The sequence below is a fragment of the Streptomyces sp. NPDC029138 genome (assembly GCF_055564375.1).
Genome location: NZ_JBVHWM010000058.1, coordinates 45611 through 67279 on the forward strand (window position 1 = coordinate 45611; position 21669 = coordinate 67279).

Annotated in this window: 18 protein-coding genes; 9 read left to right on the plus strand and 9 right to left on the minus strand. The window is 71.6% G+C overall.

The features are described 5' to 3' along the window. Window positions 1-5 precede the first annotated feature (5 nt). From ACZ4WH_RS32900 to ACZ4WH_RS32915, 4 genes are all read left to right on the plus strand, one after another. The gene (locus ACZ4WH_RS32900) at window positions 6-1337 is read left to right on the plus strand and encodes an FAD-binding oxidoreductase (RefSeq protein WP_468187732.1); all 1332 of its coding nucleotides are present in this window, start codon (window positions 6-8) and stop codon (window positions 1335-1337) included. A gap of 116 nt (window positions 1338-1453) precedes the next feature. Then, window positions 1454-2953: an MFS transporter gene (locus ACZ4WH_RS32905; RefSeq protein WP_468187733.1), complete on the plus strand. Its 1500-nt coding sequence runs from the start codon at window positions 1454-1456 to the stop codon at window positions 2951-2953. Between the two features lie 191 nt (window positions 2954-3144). After that, the gene (locus ACZ4WH_RS32910) at window positions 3145-4623 is read left to right on the plus strand and encodes an aldehyde dehydrogenase family protein (RefSeq protein ID WP_468187735.1); all 1479 of its coding nucleotides are present in this window, start codon (window positions 3145-3147) and stop codon (window positions 4621-4623) included. A gap of 114 nt (window positions 4624-4737) precedes the next feature. Then, complete coding sequence (locus ACZ4WH_RS32915) at window positions 4738-6258, plus strand: FUSC family protein (RefSeq protein WP_468187737.1); 1521 nt, start codon at window positions 4738-4740, stop codon at window positions 6256-6258. A gap of 180 nt (window positions 6259-6438) precedes the next feature. Here the strand turns inward: ACZ4WH_RS32915 and ACZ4WH_RS32920 are convergent, their stop codons facing one another. Genes ACZ4WH_RS32920 through ACZ4WH_RS32950 form a run of 7 tightly spaced genes read right to left on the minus strand, consistent with a single transcriptional unit; the run spans window position 6439 to window position 13427 of the window. Continuing rightward, a complete protein-coding gene (locus ACZ4WH_RS32920; RefSeq protein ID WP_468187739.1) occupies window positions 6439-7029 on the minus strand; it encodes a TetR/AcrR family transcriptional regulator in 591 nt (196 codons plus the stop codon). Window positions 7030-7080: 51 nt separating this feature from the next. Further along, complete coding sequence (locus tag ACZ4WH_RS32925; protein WP_468187741.1) at window positions 7081-7857, minus strand: GNAT family N-acetyltransferase; 777 nt, start codon at window positions 7855-7857, stop codon at window positions 7081-7083. A 37-nt stretch (window positions 7858-7894) separates the two neighbouring features. Beyond that, window positions 7895-8923: an ABC transporter ATP-binding protein gene (locus tag ACZ4WH_RS32930; protein WP_468187743.1), complete on the minus strand. Its 1029-nt coding sequence runs from the start codon at window positions 8921-8923 to the stop codon at window positions 7895-7897. Next, window positions 8916-9890: an ABC transporter ATP-binding protein gene (locus ACZ4WH_RS32935; protein ID WP_468187744.1), complete on the minus strand. Its 975-nt coding sequence runs from the start codon at window positions 9888-9890 to the stop codon at window positions 8916-8918. Before ACZ4WH_RS32935 ends, ACZ4WH_RS32930 begins: the two co-directional genes overlap by 8 nt. Window positions 9891-9898: 8 nt before the next feature. Beyond that, entirely contained in the window at window positions 9899-10870 is a 972-nt protein-coding gene (locus ACZ4WH_RS32940) for an ABC transporter permease (RefSeq protein ID WP_468187746.1), read from the minus strand. After that, window positions 10863-11786: an ABC transporter permease gene (locus tag ACZ4WH_RS32945; RefSeq protein WP_468187748.1), complete on the minus strand. Its 924-nt coding sequence runs from the start codon at window positions 11784-11786 to the stop codon at window positions 10863-10865. Before ACZ4WH_RS32945 ends, ACZ4WH_RS32940 begins: the two co-directional genes overlap by 8 nt. A 6-nt stretch (window positions 11787-11792) precedes the next feature. Beyond that, the gene (locus tag ACZ4WH_RS32950; protein ID WP_468187750.1) at window positions 11793-13427 is read right to left on the minus strand and encodes a peptide ABC transporter substrate-binding protein; all 1635 of its coding nucleotides are present in this window, start codon (window positions 13425-13427) and stop codon (window positions 11793-11795) included. A gap of 174 nt (window positions 13428-13601) precedes the next feature. Here ACZ4WH_RS32950 and ACZ4WH_RS32955 point away from each other — a divergent pair, with 174 nt between their 5' ends. After that, entirely contained in the window at window positions 13602-14483 is an 882-nt protein-coding gene (locus tag ACZ4WH_RS32955; protein WP_468187752.1) for a phosphatase PAP2 family protein, read from the plus strand. Window positions 14484-14551: 68 nt separating this feature from the next. Then, window positions 14552-15250: a sensor histidine kinase gene (locus ACZ4WH_RS32960; RefSeq protein WP_468187754.1), complete on the plus strand. Its 699-nt coding sequence runs from the start codon at window positions 14552-14554 to the stop codon at window positions 15248-15250. A gap of 90 nt (window positions 15251-15340) precedes the next feature. On the opposite strand, the gene ACZ4WH_RS32965 is transcribed toward ACZ4WH_RS32960, so the two are convergent. Then, complete coding sequence (locus ACZ4WH_RS32965; protein WP_468187756.1) at window positions 15341-15709, minus strand: YbjQ family protein; 369 nt, start codon at window positions 15707-15709, stop codon at window positions 15341-15343. Between the two features lie 95 nt (window positions 15710-15804). After that, window positions 15805-17394, minus strand: coding sequence for a FadD7 family fatty acid--CoA ligase (locus ACZ4WH_RS32970; RefSeq protein WP_468187758.1), 1590 nt, complete (start codon window positions 17392-17394; stop codon window positions 15805-15807). 124 nt (window positions 17395-17518) lie between these two features. On the opposite strand from ACZ4WH_RS32970, the gene oxc reads away from it, so the two are divergent. The 3 genes from oxc (at window position 17519) to ACZ4WH_RS32985 (ending at window position 21566) form a co-directional block, all read left to right on the plus strand. Further along, window positions 17519-19225 carry an oxalyl-CoA decarboxylase gene (gene oxc / locus ACZ4WH_RS32975; RefSeq protein ID WP_468187760.1) on the plus strand — a complete coding sequence of 569 codons (1707 nt, stop codon included), beginning with the start codon at window positions 17519-17521 and terminating at the stop codon, window positions 19223-19225. A gap of 48 nt (window positions 19226-19273) precedes the next feature. Beyond that, complete coding sequence (gene frc / locus ACZ4WH_RS32980) at window positions 19274-20539, plus strand: formyl-CoA transferase (protein ID WP_468187762.1); 1266 nt, start codon at window positions 19274-19276, stop codon at window positions 20537-20539. Window positions 20540-20750: 211 nt separating this feature from the next. Further along, window positions 20751-21566 carry a hypothetical protein gene (locus ACZ4WH_RS32985; RefSeq protein ID WP_468187764.1) on the plus strand — a complete coding sequence of 272 codons (816 nt, stop codon included), beginning with the start codon at window positions 20751-20753 and terminating at the stop codon, window positions 21564-21566. The last annotated feature ends 103 nt before the right edge of the window (window positions 21567-21669 follow it).

Genomic DNA, 21669 nt, shown 5'->3' on the forward strand with positions numbered 1-21669 from the left:
CCTCCGTGAACCCCGTCGCCACACCCGCCATCGACCTCGCCGGCCTCCCGGCCGGGCTCTCCGGCATCGCCGTCACTCCCGGCGACCCCGCCTACCAGGACCTCCGTTCCAGCCGCGTGCGCGGCGGACGGCCCGCGCTCGTGCTGCGTCCCCGCGACGCCCGGGAGGTGGCCGAAGCGGTCGTCTTCGCCGGCACCCAGCCGGTCGCGCTGTCCGTCCGCAGCGGCGGCCACGGCTTCAGCGGCAGGTCGACGAACGACGGGGGCATCGTCATCGATCTGTCCTCGATGCACCGGATCGACGTCCTCGACGAGAGGACCCGGCTGGTACGGATCGAACCGGGAGCTTCCTGGGGCACGGTCGCGACCGCCCTGCATCCGCGCGGATGGGTGATCACCTCGGGGGATCACGGCGCGGTCGGCGTCGGCGGCCTGGCCACAGCCGGCGGCATCGGCCTGCTGGGCCGGCAGCAGGGCCTGACCATCGACCGGCTGCGGGCCGCCGACATCGTCCTGGCCGACGGGCGGCGGCTGCGGGTCAGCGCGGACGAGAACCCGGACCTGTTCTGGGGCGTCCGGGGTGCGGGATTCGCCCTCGGCGTCGTCACCGCGTTCGAGTTCACCGCCGGGCCCGTCGGACTGCTCGGCCACGCCCGCCTGGTGCACGACGCCACCGACACGGCCGAGTTCCTCCAGGACTGGGCGGCCGTCGCCGGGGCGGCACCCCGCGACACGACGGCCTTCCTCACCATCGGTCAGCCCTACGGCAGCAAGGTCATCGCCCAGAGCGCGATCCTGGTCGACTCCGAGGACCCCGGTGTCATCCGGGACCGGCTCCAGCCCTTCGCCGACCTCGCACCGCTGCTGGCCCAGCACATCGGACTCGTGGACTACTCCGACGTCGTCTCGGAGACCGGCTCCTCCTCCCCCGCGTACGGCGAACCGGTCAGCCGCAGCGGCCTCCTCGACCGTCTCACCCCGGCCGCGGCACGGGCCGCCGCCCGGCTGGTCACCAGCGGCGAGTCGTACTTCTTCCAGCTGCGCGCGATGGGCGGCGCCATCGCCGACGCCGACCCCGCGGCCACCGCCTTCGCGCACCGGTCGGCCGCCTTCCAGGTCGTCGCGATGGGCAGCGAGCCCGACGCGCTGGACCGGTACTGGGAGCCGCTGCGCTCCCAGCTGTCCGGCCTGTACGTGAGCTTCGAGACCGACACCCGCCCCGAACGCCTGGCGGAGGCCTTCCCGCCGGACACGCTGGCCCGGCTGGTCGCCCTCAAGCGACGGTACGACCCGCGGAACCTGTTCCACGACAACTTCGACCTCGCCCCCGTCCTGTAAGAGCGCTGTCGCACGCCGTACCCCCTCACCGGCCACCTCAGCCGCACCGGCGCACCGCGGCCGTCACGCGTCGCGCCCGCCGGCCACCGGCGCTCCGCACCGATCGGACTTCCGTCATGACACACCCGACCCCCGGGTACCGTCCCGCCTCCGGCCACGACCAGCCGGGCGGCCGGCCGGACGAGTCCCCGAACGACAGCGGCACGGCCGCGGCAGCGGGCACGGCCTGGGTGCTCGCGCTGGCCGCCGCCGCGCAGTTCGTGCTCCAGCTCGACTTCAGCATCATCAACGTCGCCCTGCCGGCGATCCAGCGCCGGCTCGGTTTCACCGCCGCCGGACTCCAGTGGGTGGTGACCGGCTACGCCCTGACGTACGGCGCGCTGCTGCTGGTCGCCGGGCGCGCCGCCGACCTGATCGGCCGCAAGCGGGCGCTGCTCGTCGGACTGACGGCGTTCGGACTCAGCTCGCTCACCGGCGGCCTCGCCACCTCGGCTCTCATGCTGGTGGTCTCGCGGCTGGCGCAGGGAGCGAGCGCGGCCCTCGTCGCACCGGGCGCGCTCGGCGTGCTCACCGACGCCTACACGACCCCCCGGGCCCGGGCGCGCGCGCTCGGCGTCTTCCAGGGCAGCAGCGCCGCCGGAGCCACCGCGGGCATCGTGCTGGGCGGGGTGCTCACCGAGTACCTGGGCTGGCGTTCGGTCCTGCTGGTCAACCCGCCGGTGATCGCGGTCCTGGCATGGCTGATGGCACGCAGGCTCCCCGCCGACCGCCGGGGACCGGCCGCCGCCCGGCTGGACCTGCCCGGTGCCGCGCTGGCCACCACGGGGGCCGGCGCGCTGATCTACGGACTGAGCGAAGGCCAGCAGCGCGGCTTCGGCAGCGCGCTGTCGCTCGTCCCGCTCCTCGCCGCCGTCCTGCTGACCGGTGTGTTCGTCCTGGTCGAGAGCCGGTCCTCCGACCCCATGCTGCCCCTGACCCTGCTGCGGGACCGGGCACGGCGCACGGCGCTGGTCGTGATGCTGCTGCTGGGCGGAGTGGTCGCGGGCTACGTGTACTTCGTGTCCCTGTACCTGCAACGGGTGCGCGGCATGTCCACGTTGCTGACCGGCCTGGCCCTGATCCCGGCGACGGCGCTCGTGATGGCCGTGTCCATCCTGCTCACCCGGCGAGTCCAGCCGCGCCTCGGGCTGCGCCGGACGCTCCTGCTCGCGCTGGCGTTCGTCGGCGTGGGCCAGCTGTGGCTGTCGACGCTCACCGCGCACAGCGGCTACGCCACCCACGTCCTGCCGGGCATCGTCCTGACGGCGATCGGCATGGGACTGGCCTTCCCCACCAGCTCGGTGGCGATCACGTCCGACGTCCCGCCGGCTCTGCGCGGCCTCGCCGGCAGCATGTTCGTGACCGCCCAGCAGCTGGGGTCGGCCGTGGGACTGGCCCTGCTCGCCACGATCGCGGCCGCGCGTACGGGCAGTACGGGTTCGCCGGCGGACGGGTACGCGCTGTCGTACCTCGTCGCCACGGGCGTCGTGGCGTTCACCGCCCTCGCGGTCGCCTTCCTCTTCCCCGCACAGACGACCGGCGGAGCTGATCGGACGCGCCGTACGCACAAGGTCTGAGCAGCGCGTTCTCGGGCTCTCCCCACTCCCCCGCCTGGGGGCCGCCACGGCCGCCCGTACGACGGTCCCGCTCCGGGACCTGCGGCCGGCCCTACAGCCACGGCGGGTGCGCGGTTGACACAGTCGTCACATCCTCGCGCGGCCGGCTCCGTGCCCGGGGCCGCCGGCGCGCCGCATGCCAAGGAGTGAACATGACCGACCTCGCCACCGCAACCGCGTCCCGCGGCCTCCTGATCGGGGGCAAGGATGTGCCCGCCCTGTCCGGACGTACCACCGACGACCTCAACCCCGTCACCGGCGAGGTGTACCTGAAGGTGCCCGCGGCCGGCCCCGAGGACGTCACCCGGGCCGTCGACGCGGCGCACGCCGCCTTCCCCGGGTGGGCCGGCACCGCCCCGTCGGTGCGCCGCGGGCTGCTCCAGAAGGCGGCGGATCTGCTGGAGGCACGGGTCGCCGAGTTCACCGACATCATGATCAGCGAGACCGGCGGCACCCGGACGTGGGCCGCCTTCAACATCCGCATGTCCGTGGACCTCATCCGGCAGGCGGCGACCATGGCGACCCGTCCCACCGGCTCGCTGCTGGCCAGCGACGTCGCGGGCGAGTGGTCCGTGGCGGTGCGCGAACCCGCGGGTGTCGTCGCCGCGTTCGTGCCCTGGAACGGTCCGCTGATCCTGTGCACCCGGGCCATCGCGGTCGCCCTGGCCACCGGCAACCCGGTGGTGATCCGTCCCAGCGAGGACGCCCCCGTCACCTCCGGGTACTTCCTGGCCGACATCCTCGCCGAGGCGGGTGTGCCGGACGGTGTCGTCAATGTCGTGACCAACGACCGCGCCGACGCGCCCGCCGTGGTCGAGGCGCTCATCGCGGACGACCGGGTGCGCCGCGTCAACTTCACCGGCTCCACCCCGGTCGGCCGGATCGTCGGACGGCTGGCCGGCGAGCACCTCAAGCCCGTCATCCTGGAACTCGGCGGAAAGAACCCGATCGTCGTGCTGGACGACGCCGACCCGGCCTACGCCGCCTCCGGCGTCACCGTCGCCAAGTTCATGAACGCGGGTCAGATCTGCCTGTCCGTCGACCGGGTCATCCTCCAGCGCGGCATAGCGGACGAGTTCGTCGCGGCCTTCCTGGAGAAGGTCCGCGCCCTCGGCCAGGGCGACCCGGAGGGCGAGCACACCCTCGTCGGCCCCATGATCAACGCGCGCGCCGCCGAACGGGTCGCCGCTCTGGTCGCGGACGCCGTCGAGAAGGGTGCCACCGTGCTGCACGGCGGCGGGCCCGCCCAGGGCGCGTTCTATCCGGCGACCGTCCTCGACAACGTCACGCCGGACATGCGGATCTACTCGGAGGAGGTCTTCGCCCCGGTCGCGACGATCTTCCGCGTCGACACCGTCGACCAGGCCGTCGACCTGGCCAACGACACGGCGTACGGCCTGTCCAGCGCGGTCTACACCGAGAACGCCAGTGCAGGTCTCGCCGTTGCCCGGCGGCTTCGGCACGGCAACGTCCACATCAACGACCACTCGGTCGCGGACGAGCCCCAGGCCCCGGTCGGCGGCGTCAAGGACAGCGGCTTCGGCCACTTCGGCAGCGACTGGGGTGTGGAGTTCTTCACGGAGACGCGCTGGGTCACCCTCGCCGACCGGCACTCCGTCTACCCGCTCTGAGCCCGCCGGCCCGGTATGCCGAGGGTGGCCCGCACGGCCGTCCCTCGGCGACCGGCCCGCCCGCCGTACGTCCGGCGCCCGTCCCACGCCCGCCTTCCGAGGAACCCGGTCCCGATGATCCACACGCACCTTCCCGGCCGACACCGGCACGCGGCACCACGCCCCTTGCGGGAACTGTTCGTCCTGCACCCGATGCCCTCCCGTCGCCGCAGTGCCGCCATCGCCGCCGTGTGTACGGCCGCTCCCATCCTGGCCGGGCAGGCTCTGGGGCAGCCGGTCCTCGGTCTCGTCTCCAGCACGGGCGCGCTGGCCGCCCTGTACGGCGGGCGAGGTACGCCACGCCAGGAGGCCGGTGCGGTGGCGGGTGCCGCCCTCGCGCTCGCCGTGGGGATGACCATCGGCAGCTCACTCGCCGGGCACGACCGGCTGGCCGTGCTGGGCACCGCCCTGTGGGCGGCTGTCGCCGCGCTGTTCCTCGCGCTGGCCCAGGCCCGGCCGCCGGGCATCGTGATGCCGGTGCTGGTCTGCTCGGTCGGGACCGGGCTCCCGCCCGGACACACCGGGCTGCGGGTCCTGGCCGTCGCCGGCGTGGGCTGCTGTGCGACGGTTCTGTCCTGGCTCGCCGCCAGGGTCTTTGGTGCCGGCGGGTCCGCTCGGCCGGCCGCGGCGGAAGCCGCGTCGGGGAACCGGCTGCTGTCGGCCGCGAGATCCTTGCCGTCCTCGCCCCTGCCCTGGATGGCCGTCAGGACCGGAGCGGCCGTGGGCCTCGCCGGTGCCGCGTCCCTGCTGTGCCAGGTGGGGCGTCCCTACTGGGCCATGGCCGCCGCGGCGGCGGTGCTCGCGCGCGGCAGTCACGCCGTCAGCGCGAACACCCGGGCCGTGCTGCGCGGCGTGGGTACCGCCGTGGGCTGTCTGCTCGCCGGCGCCCTGGCCGCGACCCATCCGCGGGGCGTCGCGATCGCCGTCCTGCTCGCCGCGCTCACCTTCGTCATCGAGCTGGTCGTCGCCCGCAACTACGCCATCGCCATGGTCTTCGTCACCCCTCTCTCGGTCCTCCTCGTGACCTCCGCCACCGGAGCGACAGCGGTGCTCACCATCACCGCCGACCGTCTTCTGGAAACGGTGCTGGGCTGCGCCGCGGCCGCCGCGGCCGGTCAGCTGGTGACCCGGCGCTGGGCCGTGCGGCACCGCCGGGAAGCCGTCGCCGCCGTGCTCACGGCGGCGGCCGGGCTGATCGAGGCGGGGCCGGAGCCGGGGCGCGCGGCTGCGCTTCGCGACGCGGTCGCCCTGCTCCGGCTGTTGAACGAGCGCACCGCGGGCGAGCGCCGCGGCGTGCGCGTCGCCGCCGCCCCGCTGGACCAGGTGTCGGCGGCCACGCTCAGCCTGGCCCAGCAGGTGACGGACCAGCCGGACGGCCTGCGCACGGACGCTGCCGGTACGGCCCGTGCGCTACGGCGTCTGGCGGGACTGGTGGACCCGTGCGAACCGGAAGCCGCCGACCGCTCCGCCCCCGACGTCCCGCCCCCGCTGACCGAACTGGCGCGTGCGCTGGACGACTGGCTGGCGGGCAGCAGGACACCGGTGCCACGCTCCATGCCGGCGCCCGGTCCGCTCCCGGGCGGGGCGCCGCGCTGACCTGGGGCGTCCCGGGTCAGCGGGTCGCGGGCGCCGTGCGGGCGCCTGCGGTGCACGACCTGGTGAGGCGCGGGTACGGCTGACCTGGGCGGGCGCGGGTACGGCTGACCTGGGGACGCGCGGGCACGGCACTGGACGCCGGACGAACGCCGGCACCGAGAGGGCCTGTTGCTCAGGGTTCTAGGGCCGGCAACCCCGCAGGACGGACTCGATCACGTCGTCCAGGCCGTGTTCCGTCAGTTCCGTCGGCAACACGCCGCCGACCGCCAGGCGGGCGTAACCGTGGAGCGCCGCGAGCACCGGAAGGGCGACATGTTCCGGCGCCCCCGTCCGTACCTCGCCCCCGCTCTGCCCGTCGGCGACGAGAGCGACCAGCTGCCCGGACCAGCGCCGGGCGGCCTCACGCAGCTCCGCTGACGTCCTCGCCCCCGTGGCCGCCTGGCACATCAGGTCGAACAGCGCGCCGTTGGCCAGCGCGAAGCCCAGGTAGGCACGGGCCACGGCACCGAGCCGTTCGGCGAACGTCCCGCCCGCGCCGTTCCGGGCGTCCTCGGTCGCCGCGGCGAGCCGTTCGAAGCCCCGCAGCGCCAAGGCGTCGAGCAGGGCCTGCTTGTTCCTGAAGTGCCGGCTCGGCGCGGCGGGGCTGACACCGATGTCGCGGGCGATTTCCCGTAGGGACAGGGCGCCCGCTCCCCTCTCGCGCACCGTCTTCTCGGCGTGGGCGAGCAGTTCCGCGGGCAAGTCCCCATGGTGATAGGGGCGACGTATCATGTCAGGAGCTTAACTCTTGCCGAAGACAGCTGATATCAGCATCCACTCATGTCACACCGTGTAGCGTGTCCACCGCTCCACTGTGCGGAACCCCAGGGACGTGTAGACGGACAGTCCCTTCTCGGACGAGAGCAGATACGCCAGTCGCGCACCCCGTTCCCGTTCGGCCTCCAGGATCGCCGAGGTGACGGCGGCGCCGTACCCCTGCCTGCGTCGCCCGGGCGGAACCGAGATGTTGAAGATGCCGACGCAGCCTTCGGCGCGCAGTGCCAGCCCGGTCGCCACGACCTCGCCGTCCACCTCGGCCAGGTATCCGGTCGCGCAGGGCAGGCTCAGTACCTCGGCGCCTCCGAGCAGGCTCATCACCTTGGTCGGCGCCTCGAAACCGGCTGCCAGAGCCGCGGCGAAGACGGCACTGTCCTCGGGTCCGACGTGCCTGAGAGCGAACCGCGCGGGCGGGACGAAGCCGCCGAGTGGCCCACGACCCGCCAACTCGCGGACCATGAGCGGGGTCCGCACCACGGTCGTCATGCCATGAGCGGCCGCCGTCTCGGCCATCCCGGCATCCGGCTCCGCCCTGACCTGGATGCACCACGGCACTTCGATCTCATCGGCGGCGCGTTCGGCGAGACCGGCGATCAGTCCGGGACGTGGCGAGGAACGGACGTCGAAGACACCGTTCACCGACGCGAGCGGGGCACCACTGCCCAGCAGAGCCATTCCCGGCTCGGCCCGCACACACAGGCCTCCCGGCAGGGCTTCGGCGATGGCCGCGACATTCTCGAGCCACGCTTGTGCGGCGGCATCCGTCATGTCAAGTGTTTTCATGCCTGCGACTGTAACAGTGACTATGAGTGAGCATGACTCATTCCGGGGGCACTACTTGCTTCTCCTCGGCGAAGTGACAGGCCGAGGGGTGCGCGGCGGGGCCGGTGGTGTAGCGGAACTCCGCCGGAACGGCCAGCAACGGGTCCTCGTGGGCGCAGCGGTCCTGTGCTTTCCAGCAGCGGGTGCGGAAGCGGCAGCCGGAGGGGATGTTCGTCGGGGACGGCACGTCGCCGGTGAGGATGATGCGTTCGCGGTGTTCGCGTGCGTCGGGGTCGGGTACGGGGACGGCGGAGAGCAGGGCCTGGGTGTAGGGGTGGGTGGGATGATCGTAGATCTCGGTGTCGCGGCCGGTCTCCACGATGCGGCCGAGGTACATGACGGCGATGCGGTCGGAGATGTGGCGGACGATGGACAGGTCGTGGGCGATGAAGACGTAGGAGAGGTCGAAGTCGCTCTGGAGGCGGGCGAGGAGGTTGATGACCTGGGCCTGGACGGAGACGTCGAGGGCGGAGACGGGTTCGTCGGCGACGATGATCTCGGGGCGCAGCGCCAGTCCGCGTGCGATGCCGATGCGTTGGCGCTGGCCGCCGGAGAACTGGTGGGGGTAGCGGTTGATGTACTCGGGGTTGAGGCCGACGACGTCGAGCAGTTCCTGGACCCGGCGGCGACGGTCGCCCTTCGGGGCCACCTCGGGGTGGATGTCGTAGGGCTCGCCGATGATGTCGCCGACCGTCATGCGGGGGTTGAGGGAGGTGTAGGGGTCCTGGAAGACCATCTGGATGTTGCGGCGGACCGCTTTCAACGCCTTGCCGGAGAGCCGGGTGATGTCCTCGCCCTTGTAGCGGATCGTGCCGGCCGTCGGCTTCTCCAGGTTGACCAGCATCTTGGCGACGGTGGACTTGCCGCAGCCTGATTCGCCGACGATGCCGAGGGTTTCGCCCTTGGCGAGGGTGAAGTCGACGCCGTCGACGGCCTTGACCGCGCCGGTCTGCTTCTTGAGCAGGACGCCCCGGGTGAGGGGGTAGTGCTTGACCAGGCCGCTCACTTGGAGAATCGGTTCAGTCATCGAGGCACTCCCTCCAGAAGTGGCAGGCGCTGGTGCGGGTGTCGGAGACCTCGTGGAGCGGGGGTTCGTCGGTGCGGCAGACGTCCCTGGCCATGGGGCAGCGGGGGTGGAAGGAGCAGCCGGGCGGGATGTGGGTCAGGTTCGGTGGCAGGCCCTTGATGGCGTAGAGCTGCCGGCCCTTCTGGTCGAGGCGGGGGATGGAGTCGAGCAGGCCCCGGGTGTAGGGGTGGGCCGGGGCCTTGTAGAGGTCGTGGACGGGGGCGGACTCCACGATCCGGCCCGCGTACATCACCGCGATCCTGTCCGCGACGTCGGCCACCACGCCCAGGTCGTGGGTGATGAGGATGAGTCCCATGCGGTACTCGCGCTGCAACTCGGCGAGGAGGTCCATGACCTGGGCCTGGACGGTGACGTCGAGGGCGGTGGTGGGCTCGTCGGCGATGATGAGGGCCGGTTCCAGGGCCAGCGCCATGGCGATCATGATGCGCTGGCGCATCCCGCCCGAGAACTGATGCGGGTAGTCGCGGACGCGCTGGGCGGCGGCCGGGATGCGCACCCGCTCCATCAGCTCGACGGCCCTGGCCCGCGCGTCCTTCCTCGACATGCCCCGGTGGACGACGAACATCTCCCCCAGCTGATCCCCCACGGTCATCACCGGGTTGAGGGCGGACAACGCGTCCTGGAAGATCATCGCCATCTGCCGGCCCCGTACCCTGCGGCGTTCCTCGGCGGACAACGTCAGCAGATCGCGGCCGTCGAAGACGATCTCCCCGCCGGTGATCCTGGCCGGGGGCGTGTCGAGGATGCCCATGACGGCCTGCGCGGTGACGGACTTCCCGGACCCGGACTCGCCGAGCACGGCGAGGGTCTCGCCCGCGTCGACGGCGTAGCTGACGCCGTTGACGGCGTGGGCGATGCCGTCGCGGGTGTGGAACTCCACGTGGAGGTCCCGGACTTCGAGGAGCACGGTGAACGTCACCTCAGCTTCGGGTCGAGGGCGTCGCGGACCGCGTCGCCGAGCATGATGAACGCCAGCACCGTCACCGCCAGGGCGCCCGAGGGCCACAGCAGGGCGTGCGGGGCGTTGCGGATGTAGGGCGAGGCGGCGGAGATGTCGATGCCCCAGGACACGCTGGGGGGTTTGAGGCCCACGCCGAGGTAGGACAGGGTCGCCTCCAGGGCGATGTAGGTGCCCAGCGCGATGGTCGCGACCACGATCACCGGTGCGACGGCGTTCGGGGTGATGTGCCGCAGCAGGATGCGGGAGTCGGAGGCGCCCAGCGCGCGGGCGGCCTGGACGTAGTCGTTCTGCTTGGCGGTGATCACCGAGCCGCGCGCGATCCGGGAGATCTGCGGCCAGCCGAGCAGCACCATGAACCCGATGACCGGCCAGACCGTATTGGAGGTCACCACCGAGAGCAGGACCAGACCACCGAGGACCACCGGGATCGCGAAGAAGATGTCCGTGATCCGGGACAGCACCGAGTCCCACAGGCCCCCGAAATAGCCCGCCAGCCCGCCCAGGACCGACCCGAGCAGGGACACCCCGAGCGTCGCCAGGACGCCGACCGTCACCGACGTACGGGCCCCGTACACGGTCCGCGTGTAGACGTCGCAGCCCTGACCGTCGAAGCCGAAGGGATGCCCGGGAGCCGAGCCGTCCTGCGCCTTGGCCAGGTCGCACTGGAGCGGGTTCCCGGAAGCGATCGCCGACGGCCAGACCGAGATGAAGACGAGGAAGAGGATGACCAGGGCGGAGATGATGAAGACGGGGTTGCGGCGCAGGTCGCGCCAGGCGTCCGACCACAGGGAGCGGGGTGCGCCGCCTCCGGGCCCTCCTGCGGGTCTGTCCAGGCCGGCGGCCTCGTCGGCCGCGAGGTCCATGGCGCCGCCCATCCCGGTACCGGCGATCGCGCCCTCGGCCTCATAAGGCTGTTGTTCAGGCATAGCGGATCCTCGGGTCGAGTACGGCGTACAGGAGGTCGACAAGGAGGTTGGCCAGAAGGAACACGAGGACCAGGACCGTCACGAAGCCGACGACCGTCTGGGTGTTCTGGCGCAGGATGCCCTGGTACAGCTGATAGCCCACCCCGTGGATGTTGAAGATCCGCTCGGTGACGATCGCCCCGCCCATCAGCGCCCCGATGTCCGTGCCGATGAACGTGACCACGGGGATGAGCGAGTTGCGCAGCAGGTGCCGGACGACGACCCGGCGCCGGGGCAGGCCCTTGGCGACGGCCGTACGGACGTAGTCGGCGCGCTTGTTCTCCGCGATCGAGGTCCGCGTCAGCCGGGTGACGTAGGCCAGGGACACGGAGGCCAGGACCAGACCCGGCACGATCAGCTCGCCGAAAGGCGCCTCCGGGGAGACGGACGGCTCGATCCAGGCCCACTGCACGCCGAGGAGCAGCTGGAGCAGCAGACCAGTGACGAAGGTGGGGACGGAGATGACGACGAGCGTGATCAGCAGGACGGCCGTGTCGACGGGCCGGCCGCGCCTGAGGCCGGTCAGCACGCCGAGCGTGATGCCGATGACGATCTCGAACAGGAACGCCACGATCGTGAGCCGGATGGTGACGGGGAACGCCGTGCCCATCAGCTCGGTGACCTTCTGCCCGTTGAACGCCGTACCGAAGTCGCCGGTGAACAGGTGCCCCATGTAGGTGAGGTACTGCTGCCAGACCGGCTTGTCCAAGCCGAACTCCCGCTTCAGCTGCGCCGCCGTCGCCGGGTCGCACGCCCGCTCCCCGCACAGGCCCGCGACGGGATCGCCCATCACGTTGACCATGAGGAAGATCAGCAGGGTGGACCCGACGAACACCGGCACCATCTGGAGCAGTCGCCGGACGACATAACGCCCCATGGCGGCTCAGCTCACCTTGATCTCGTCGTAGACGGGCACGCTGAACGGGTTGAGCGCCACATGCGACAGGCGGCTCGACCAACCGGCGCTGCCGTTCTGGTACCACAGCGGGATGGCGGCCATGTTGTCCCGGACGACTCCCTCGGCCTGCTGGAACAGCTTCACGGACTTGGCCTGGTCGGTCTCGGCGTTCGCCTCGTTCACGAGCTTGTCGAACTTCTTGTCCGACCACTTGCCGTCGTTGGAGGAGGCGTTCGTGTAGTACAGCGGCTGGAGGAAGTCCTGGATCAGCGGGTAGTCCATCTGCCAGCCCGCGCGGAACGGGCCGGTCATCTTGTGCTGCCCGATCTGGTTGCGGAAGTCGGCGAACGTGCCGACCGGGTTGCCCACACACGCCTTGTCGTTGCCGAGGGCGTTGTTGATGGAGTTGCACACGGCGTCCACCCACTCCTTGTGCGAGCCCGTGTCCGCGTTGTAGGTGATCTTCAGCTGGCCGCCGGGGATGCCGCCGCCCTCCTGGACGAGTTTCTTGGCCTCGGTGGGGTTGTACTCGCAGGCCGTGCCGCACAGGCCCGCCTTGTAGCCGCCGGCCGCGCCGAGGACCGGCGAGGTCCAGTCGGTGGCCGGGGTACGGGTCTTGTCGAAGATCGTCTCGGTGATCTGCTTGCGGTTGATCGCCATCGACAGGCCCGTACGCACCTTCACCGCGCCCGGTGTGTTCCACGCCTTGTCATAGAAGGGGAACGCGATGGTCTGGATGATGCCGGCCGGAGTGTTCAGGTAGCGGCCGTTCAGATCCTTGTCGACGTTCTTCAGCTGGGCGGCGGGCACGTCGTCCACGAGGTCGAGATTGCCCGCGAGCAGGTCGGTGTAGGCGGTGTTGTTGTCGGTGTAGACCTTCAGGTCCACGCCGCCGTTCTGCGCCTTGTCCGGGCCGGGGTAGTCCTTCCACTTCCGCAGGGACATCTGCGAGCCCTTGGCGTACGACTGGATGGTGTACGGGCCGTTGCCGACCGGCTTCTTCAGCCAGGCCGCGTGGTCCGTGAAGAAGACACGGGGCAGCGGGTCGAAGGCCGCGTAGCCGAGGGTGTCGGGGAAGCCGGAGAACTTCTGGCTCAGCTTGACCGTGAAGGTGTGGTCGTCCACCACCTTCAGCCCGGAGAGCGTGTCGGCGGTCTGCTTGCCGCTCTCGGGGTGGACCTTGTCGTAGCCGTCGATGTAGCCGAAGAAGTAGGCGTTCTTCTGGTTGTTCTTCAGGCTGGCCCCGTAGTTCCAGGCGTCCACGAAGGAGCGGGCGGTCACCTTCTCCCCGTCGGAGAAGGTCCAGCCCTTCTTGATCTTGATGGTGAAGTTCCGGGCGTCCTTGGTGTCGATGGACTGGGCGAGCCAGTTCTCCGCCTTGCCGGTCTTCGGGTCGTACCTCTTCAGGCCCCGGAAGATCATGTCGAGGACCTTGCCGCCCTGCACCTCGTTGGTGTTGGCCGGCTCCAGGGGGTTCTGCGGGTCGCCCCAGGAGGAACTGAGTACGGCGTCTCCGCCGCCGCTGCCGCTGTCACCTCCCCCGCCCCCGGAGCACGCGCTGAGCGCGAGGGCCATGGCGGCCGCGCAGGCGGGCCAGGTGGCGTAGGTGACTGCACGCATGAGATGCCTCCTTGAAGTGCGCTGTGCCGTAGCCGGGGGCACGGACCCTCGAAAGGTAGACATTGAGACATCGCCGACACATCACATGTTCAAGTGAGAAAGACATAAGGGCGCTGCCCTTAACATCAGCGTGTGTGCCCTTGTGGGAAAGACGAGAAGCCCTTCGGTGCGCGTGTGCGCAGGCGACTGGAGGCCGCCGCCGCGGGCGCGGCGCTGCTGCTGGCCGGCGTCTACGGGGCGTTCGTGCGGACGGCGACCGGCCAGCGCTGGGAGAACGCGGTGCTGGCCGGGCGGCGCGAGGACGAGACCCTGGCCGCCGCCCGGGCCGCGAACCGCATGCTGGATCACATCACCCTGTCCTCGCTCGGCGTGGCGGTGGCGGTGCTGGTCCTGATCGGGCTGGCGCGGCGCCGCTTCGTCCTGACGGTGGTCGCCGTCGGTACGGTGGGCGGCTCCCTGCTGCTCGCCGAGGTGCTGAAGCGGTATGTGCTGCGCCGTCCGGATCTCGTGGCCGCCCCGGAGCGGCTGCTGGGCAACAGCTTTCCGAGCGGGCACACCACCATCGCGATGAGCGTGCTGTTCGGGCTCACCCTGGTGGTTCCCTACCGGTTGCGGGGCGTCGCCGTCGGCGTCTGCGCGCTGTGGGCGACCTTCGTCGGCGCCTATACGGTGGCGGCGGGCTGGCACCGGCCCAGTGACACCATCGGGGCCGACCTGCTCGTGCTGGCCGTCGCCTGCGCGCTCACCACGCTCCTGGCGCGGAGCGGGCGGGTGCGTCCCGTCGCGGACCGCCCTCGACCGTTGCGCGCGCTGTTCGTGATCGCCCCGCTGTGCGGTGTGGCGCTGGCCGGGCTCGGCTGCGGCGCGCTGCTGCTGGTGGAGTCGATGTTCCGGCTGCCGCCCGGGGATCCGGCGGTGCCGCGCCTGGCGTACGCGGGCGGGCACGCGCTGGCCGCGGGGGCCAGTGCGGCGGTCACCCTTGTGCTGCTCGCCCTGCTGCACCGGGTCGATCTGGACCGGCCCCGGGACCCGGATGACGCACGAGCCAGGCCATAACCGTGGTTTATGAGGTCATACAGCGGAGGGTGCTGTCGCCGCCGGACGGCCGGTGCCAAGGTGACGTCATGACGGCTTCATCACAGTCGATCGCCGAGAACGCGACGCGCGGCCGCGACGTCAGGCGGAAGGGCACGGACGCCGCGGCGCTGTCCGCCGCCGACGCCGCGGCGGAGCGACGCCGCCAGGCCGCGCGTGTGTTGCGGGACGGGGCCCAGGAACGACTGGTGTCCCTCCTGCTCGGTCTGCGGATGGCTCGCGAGCAGCTGGACGAGGCTCCCTCACCGGTCGCTGCCGAACTCCTCGACGGCGCGATCCGGGACGCCGAGGCGGCGCTCGCGCAGGTCCGGGAGGTGGCGGCGGGGCTGTGTCCGCAGGTGCTCCAGTTGCGCGGAGTGGGCCCGGCCGTCGCCGCGCTCGCGGCGGCGAGCCCGGTTCCCGTCACCGTGACCGTCCGCTCCGGTCGGATCCGGCTGCCACGGACGGTGGAGACCCATGTGTACTTCCTGGTCGCGGAGGCGCTGGCCCACGCCGTGGAGGACTCCGGCGCGAGCCGTGGCGAGGTGGAGCTGACGCATATCGGCTCCGGCCTCGTGGTGAGCGTGATCAGTGACGCGTGTCCGCCGCGCGGACCGGGCGCGGATGCCCGGGTGAGCGCCATGACGGAGTGCGTGACCCTGCTGGAGGGCACACTGACGGTGACGTGTTCCTCGGCTGCGGGCACCACCGTCCGTGCCGTGCTGCCGGTGCCGGCCGGGGCGGCGTGACACCACGACAGTGGTTCACCCGACGGTGACCCGGAGGTCCCCCTCGGAAGGGGTGCCTCCCAGGTCACGCCGCCCGTGACGCCGTAGCCCTCAGGCCGCCGGGGCGATGACCGCGGCGGTGCCGTAGGCGCAGATCTCGGTGCCCGAGTCCTGAGCCGCCGTCACGTCGTACCGCACGGCGAGCACCGCGTTGGCGCCGCGGGCGCGGGCCGCCTCCACCAGGCGGTCCATGGCCTCGGTGCGTGCCTGCACCAGCGTCTTGGTCAGGCCTCGCAGCTCGCCGCCGATCACGGCCTTCAGCCCCGCGCCGATCTGCGCGCCCAGGTGCCGGGTGCGCACGGTCAGCCCGAACACCTCGCCGATCACCTGCTTCACGTCATGGCCCGGAACGTCGTTGGTCGTCACGACCAGAACGCCCGCGTCCTGTGACGACCCGCCGGTGTAGTCCTCTATGGACATGGATCTGCCTTCCAACAGAGAGTCATGTTTGCGTGGCCATGCCACCGCAACAAGGCGATACGTTACATGAGTTGGGAGTCAGTATTGACATCAGCTCAGTGCCCGTACAGGTCGGCCACCGCTGCTCTGTCCAATGCCCCCTTCGCCGTGTGCGGCAGGGACGCCACGATGGCGAGGCGCTCCGGCACCTCGTAGGGGGCCAGCTGGTCACGGCAGTGGGCGAGGAGATCCCGCTCGGTGGTGGTGTCGCCGTGGGCGAGCACGACGGCCGCACCGACGCGCTGGCCGTAGGTGGGGTCGGGGACGGCGAACACGGCGGCCTCGTTGACGCCGGGGGCGGCGGCGAGGATCTCCTCGACGTGTTCCGGGGAGATCTTCTCCCCGCCCCGGTTGATCAGGTTCTTGATCCGGCCGGTCAGGTAAAGCCGGCCCGCGGTGTCCTGGAAGCCCAGGTCACCGGTGCGGAACCAGCCGTCGTGGAAGGCAGCGGCCGTCTCGGCGGGCTCGGCCAGGTACCCCCGCGCGACCGCGGGTCCGCGCACCCAGACCTCGCCCTCGGCGCCCGCCGCGCTCGGCTGCCGCCCGGCGTCCAGGACGCGGATCTCCCCGGCGGTCGCCCGTCCGACGGAACCGGGGCTGCGGTCGCGGGGTACCGAGAGCGGTTCGCTCGCGGCCTGGTGGGTCGTCTCGGTCATCCCGTAGGCGGACAGAACCGGTGCGTCGAGCAGGCCTTCCAGGGCGCGTGCGGTGGCCGTGGGGAGCGGCGCGCTGCAACTGCGGGCGAACCGGAGGGGAAGGGCCAGGGGGCCGGGGTACTCCTCGGGCGCTCGCTGGAGCAGGATCTGGTGGATGGTGGGCACGGCCGTGTACCAGGTGGCGGACACCGCGCGCATGTCGTCCCAGAAGGTGTGGGCGGTGAACCGGCCGCGGTCCGGCAGCAGCAGGCACCCGCCGGTGGCGAGCGTGGCCAGCAGCCCGGCGAGCAGACCGTGTCCGTGGAAGAACGGCATCGCCGCCACCGTGGCGTCCGCGGGGGTGAGTTCGTACGTCGTCGTGATGCCGTGCAGGGACGCGGCCACGTTGGCGTGGGTCAGCGGGACGATCTTGGCCCGGCCCGTGGTGCCGGCCGTGAACAGGGCGAGAGCGTCGTCGCCGGTGAGCCGGTCGGCGGCACCGTGGGGGGCGCCGTCCGCCGGGGTGTCCGCGTCCAGCGCGACGCCGTACCGCCCGCCGCCGGGCCGACGCACCGTCAGCGGCCAGTGCGGCGGGCCGTCGTCCGGCCGCGCGGGCGGGGACACCGGTGGGCCGGTGAGGACCGCCTGGACCCCGAGCGCCGTGTACCGGTGACGTCGCTCCGCTTCCGGCAGGGCAGGGTCGACGGGGGCGAGGACCAGGCCGGCGCGGGCCACGCCCAGCAGGGCGACGACGAACTCCAGGTTGTCGGCGCTCACCAGGCCGACCGGCCGGTGCGGGTGCAGGCCCGCTTCCAGCAGGCGCTGGGCCAGTTCGTCGGCCAGGGTGGTGAGGGTCCGGTACGAGACCGCCTCGTGGGCCCCGCCGAGGACGAGTGCCGGGGCGTCCGGGCGGTCCCGGACCTGGGCGTCGATCACGTCGTACAGGCCGGTGATCCGTGGCGGGCGGAAGCCGCCGGTGGGACCGTGGTGCGGGGTGATGGCTAGAGGCATGTCTCCCCCTCATCGTATGTCCGAAAAGAGTGTCTCGATGTCACTCACATAGAGTGCGCCTTTTCATAACTGATGTCAGCATGAGTGAGACATGTGGTGAATACAAGGAAGCAGGACTGACATCATGAGCAGCACTGAGTTGACCGACGGTGCGCACCTTGTGGTGGACGCGCTCAAACTCAACGGCGTCGACACCATGTACGGGCTCGTCGGCATCCCCGTCACCGACCTGGCGCGGCTCGCCCAGGCCTCCGGCATCCGCTTCATCGGCTTCCGGCACGAGAGCAGCGCGGGCCGGGCCGCGGCGGCGGCGGGTTTCCTCACCGGACGTCCCGGCGTGTCCCTGACGGTGTCCGCGCCCGGGTTCCTCAACGGGCTCGTGGCCCTGGCGGAGGCGACCACCAACTGCTTCCCGGTGGTGCAGATCTCCGGCTCCAGCGAACGGCGCATCGTGGACCTCAAGCAGGGCGACTACGAGGAACTGGACCAACTGGCCGCCGCGAGGCCCTTCGTGAAGGCCGCCTACCGCGTCGACCGGGCCGAGGACATCGGTCGTGGTCTGGCGCGGGCACTGCGTACGGCGGTGTCGGGTCGGCCCGGCGGGGTCTACCTCGACATCCCGGCCGCCGTACTCGGTGAGACCCTGGACGCGGCCCGGGGCGCGGCCTCCCTGTGGCGGCTGGTGGACCCGGCGCCCCGGCAGCTGCCCGCCCCGGAGGCGGTGGACCGGGCGATCGAACTGCTCGCGGGCGCCGAACGGCCCCTGGTGATCCTCGGCAAGGGCGCCGCGTACGCCCGCGCGGACCAGGTGATCCGCGAGTTCGTCGACTCCACCGGCCTGCCGTTCCTGCCGATGTCCATGGCCAAGGGGCTGATCCCGGACGACCATCCGCAGTCCGTGGCCGCGGCCCGCTCGCTGGCGCTGAAGCGGGCCGACGTGGTGCTGCTCGTCGGGGCGCGACTCAACTGGCTGCTGGGCCACGGCGAGCCGCCGCAGTGGAGCCCGGACGCCAAGTTCGTCCAGATCGACATCGAGCCCACCGAGTTGGACAGCAACCAGCCCATCGCGGCCCCGCTGGTCGGCGACATCGGCTCCGTGGTCGGCGCGCTGGTGGAGCGACTGGAGCCCGGGAAGATCGCTGTCTCCGAGGCGTGGCGGGCCGAACTCGCCGAGCGCACCGGGCAGAACGCGGCGAAGATGGCGGAACGGCTGGCCGCCGACCCCCACCCCATGCGGTTCTACGGCGCCCTGCGAGCGGTCCGCGACGTGCTGCGCGCTCACCCGCACGCCTATCTCGTCAACGAGGGCGCCAACGCGCTGGACTTCGCGCGCAACGTCATCGACATGCAGGTGCCCCGGCACCGTCTGGACAGCGGCACCTGGGGCGTGATGGGCGTCGGTATGGGTTACGCCATCGCCGCCGCCGTGGAGACGGGGCAGCCGGTCGTCGCGGTGGAGGGCGACAGCGCCTTCGGCTTCAGCGGCATGGAGCTGGAGACCATCTGCCGGTACGGCCTTCCGGTGGTCGTCGTGATCCTCAACAACGGCGGCGTCTACCGCGGCGACGGCGTCAACCCCGCCTCCGCCGACCCCTCCCCCACCACCCTCACGCTCACGGCCCGGCACGACAAGCTCATCGAGGCCTTCGGCGGGCGCGGGTACCACGTGGAGTCTCCCGTGGAGCTGGCCTCGGCGCTCACCGAGGCCTTGGCGTCCGGGCGGCCCGCGCTCATCGACTGCCTCATCGACCCCGCCGCGGGCACGGAGAGCGGTCACCTCACCAACCTCAACCCCACCGTGGCGGTGCGGCCGTCCGCCGCCGGTCACTGACCGGCCCCCCTCGCAACGGTCACTGAACTCGGGAAAGGAAACACGACCATGTCACAACTGCCCCTCACCGGCATCAAGGTGATCGACTTCACCGGCGTCCAGGCGGGCCCGGCCTGCACCCAGATGATGGCCTGGTTCGGTGCTGACGTGCTGAAGGTGGAGCGCATCAACGGCGGTGACGTCACCCGTCACCAACTGCGCGACATACCGGACGTCGACGCCCTGTACTTCACGATGCTGAACAGCAACAAGCGCTCCCTGGCCATCGACACCAAGACGCCCGAGGGCGAGGCGGTCATGGAGAAGCTGATCCGGGACGCCGACGTCCTGGTGGAGAACATGGCCCCCGGTGCCCTGGACCGGATGGGCCTGAGCTGGGAGCACTGCCAGGAGCTGAACCCCCGGCTGATCTTCGGCTCGGTCAAGGGGTTCAACGACGACTCGCCGTGGTCCGACCTCAAGGTGTACGAGAACGTCGCCCAGTGCGCCGGCGGTGCCGCCTCCACGACCGGCTTCTGGGACGGTCCGCCGACCGTCAGCGCCGCCGCGCTGGGCGACAGCAACAGCGGTATGCACCTGCTGATCGGCATCCTCACCGCGCTGCTGGACCGCGAGCGCACCGGCCGGGGCCAGCGCGTGGCGGTGTCCATGCAGGACGCGGTGCTCAACCTGTGCCGGGTCAAGCTGCGCGACCAGCAGCGGCTGGAGCGGGTGGGCTACCTGGAGGAGTACCCGCAGTACCCGAACGGGACGTTCACCGACGTCGTCCCGCGCGGCGGCAACGCCGGCGGCGGCGGCCAGCCCGGCTGGGTGCTCAAGTGCAAGGGCTGGGAGGAGGACCCCAACGCCTACATCTACTTCACCGTCCAGGAGCAGGACTGGGGACCGACCTGCCAGGCGCTCGGCAAGCCGGAGTGGATCGACGACCCGGCGTACAGCACGGCGCAGGCCCGCCAGCCGCACATCTTCGACATCTTCGCCGAGATCGAGCAGTGGCTCGCCGACAAGACCAAGTACGAGGCCGTGGACATCCTGCGCCAGTACGGCGTGCCCTGCGCGCCGGTGCTGAGCATGAAGGAGATCGCCTACGATCCGGCGCTGCGCAGCAGCGGCAGCGTCGTGGAGGTCGAGCACAAGGAGCGCGGCACGTATCTCACGGTCGGCAGCCCCATCAAGTTCACCGGGTTCACGCCGGCCATCACCGCCTCTCCGCTGCTGGGCGAGCACACGGACGAGGTGCTGGCGTCGCTGGGCTACAACGCGGAGCAGATCGCCGCGCTGCACGAGAAGAAGGTCGTCGTCTCCCACGACTGACACGGCACGCACGGCGGAACGACGGCGCTCCCGGGGTCCTTCCCGGGAGCGCCGTGACGTGTCTCAACCTTGGGAGAACCCCCACACATGAATCACTTGATCGAGTGATGTCATGACGGTTCGGTGTTGTCAGCATGGGCGTCACATGACCGTCGAGGCGCCGCATGTCCCGCGGCCTCAGGCAGGGAGAGGACCAGAGGAGATGACCAGGATGACCAGGCCACGCCGGGGCCGCCTCGGCTATGTCGCCGCCCTCGCCGTCGGCGCCTCGCTGTTCGCGGCGGCCTGTGCCGGTGCGGGGCAGGAGCGGCAGAGCGCCGGGAGCGGCCAGGAGAGCCGGTCGGGGGGTTCGGCCGTGCCTGCCGTGAGCCTCACCTCGCGGCAGGCGCGGCACGCACTGCTCACGGAGGCGTACCTGGGGTCCCAGTGGACCGAGGCGGAGGACTCCGGCGACCGGCGCGACGGTCTGCTGCGCGGCACGGTGAACACCCAGGACTGGCTCAGCCACAAGGAGGACGCCGCCGTCTGCCAGCAGCTGCTGGACCGGCTGGGCGGCGACCGGATTCTCGGCGCCCCGCTCTCCGGCACACAGGCCGTGGCCGTGTTCGACGCCGACAACGGCAACCGGATGCGCTACGAGGTGGGCACCTACCCCGCCGCCGAACTCCAGGCCGCACGAGGGTGGTTCGGCACCCTGACGCAGAAGTGCGGTGTCTTCACCGCCACCCGGACCGACGGCAGTACCGAAGACGTGCGGGTCACGTCCCTGCCGGTGCCGGAGGGTGACGGCACGCGGCAGGCGCTGTCGGTCGTCGCGAAGGGGACGACGGAGGGCGTGCCGTTCACCATGTCGCTCGACGTGGCACTCGTGACGTCCGGTGACAGCGCGGTCACCGTGGTCAACGGCGGCCTCGCCGACGCGTCCCACCTCACCACCGGGCTCGCCGTGCGGCTGGGGGCACCGCGGCTGACGACGGTGCTGGCCGGCGGGACTCCCCCGCCCCAGCCCGCGGGCATGCTCGACTGACCGCCTGACGCGGGGGGGGGGGGGGGGGGGGGGGGGGGGGGGGGGGGGGGGGGGGGGGGGGGGGGGGGGGGGGGGGGGGGGGGGGGGGGGGGGGGGGGGGGGG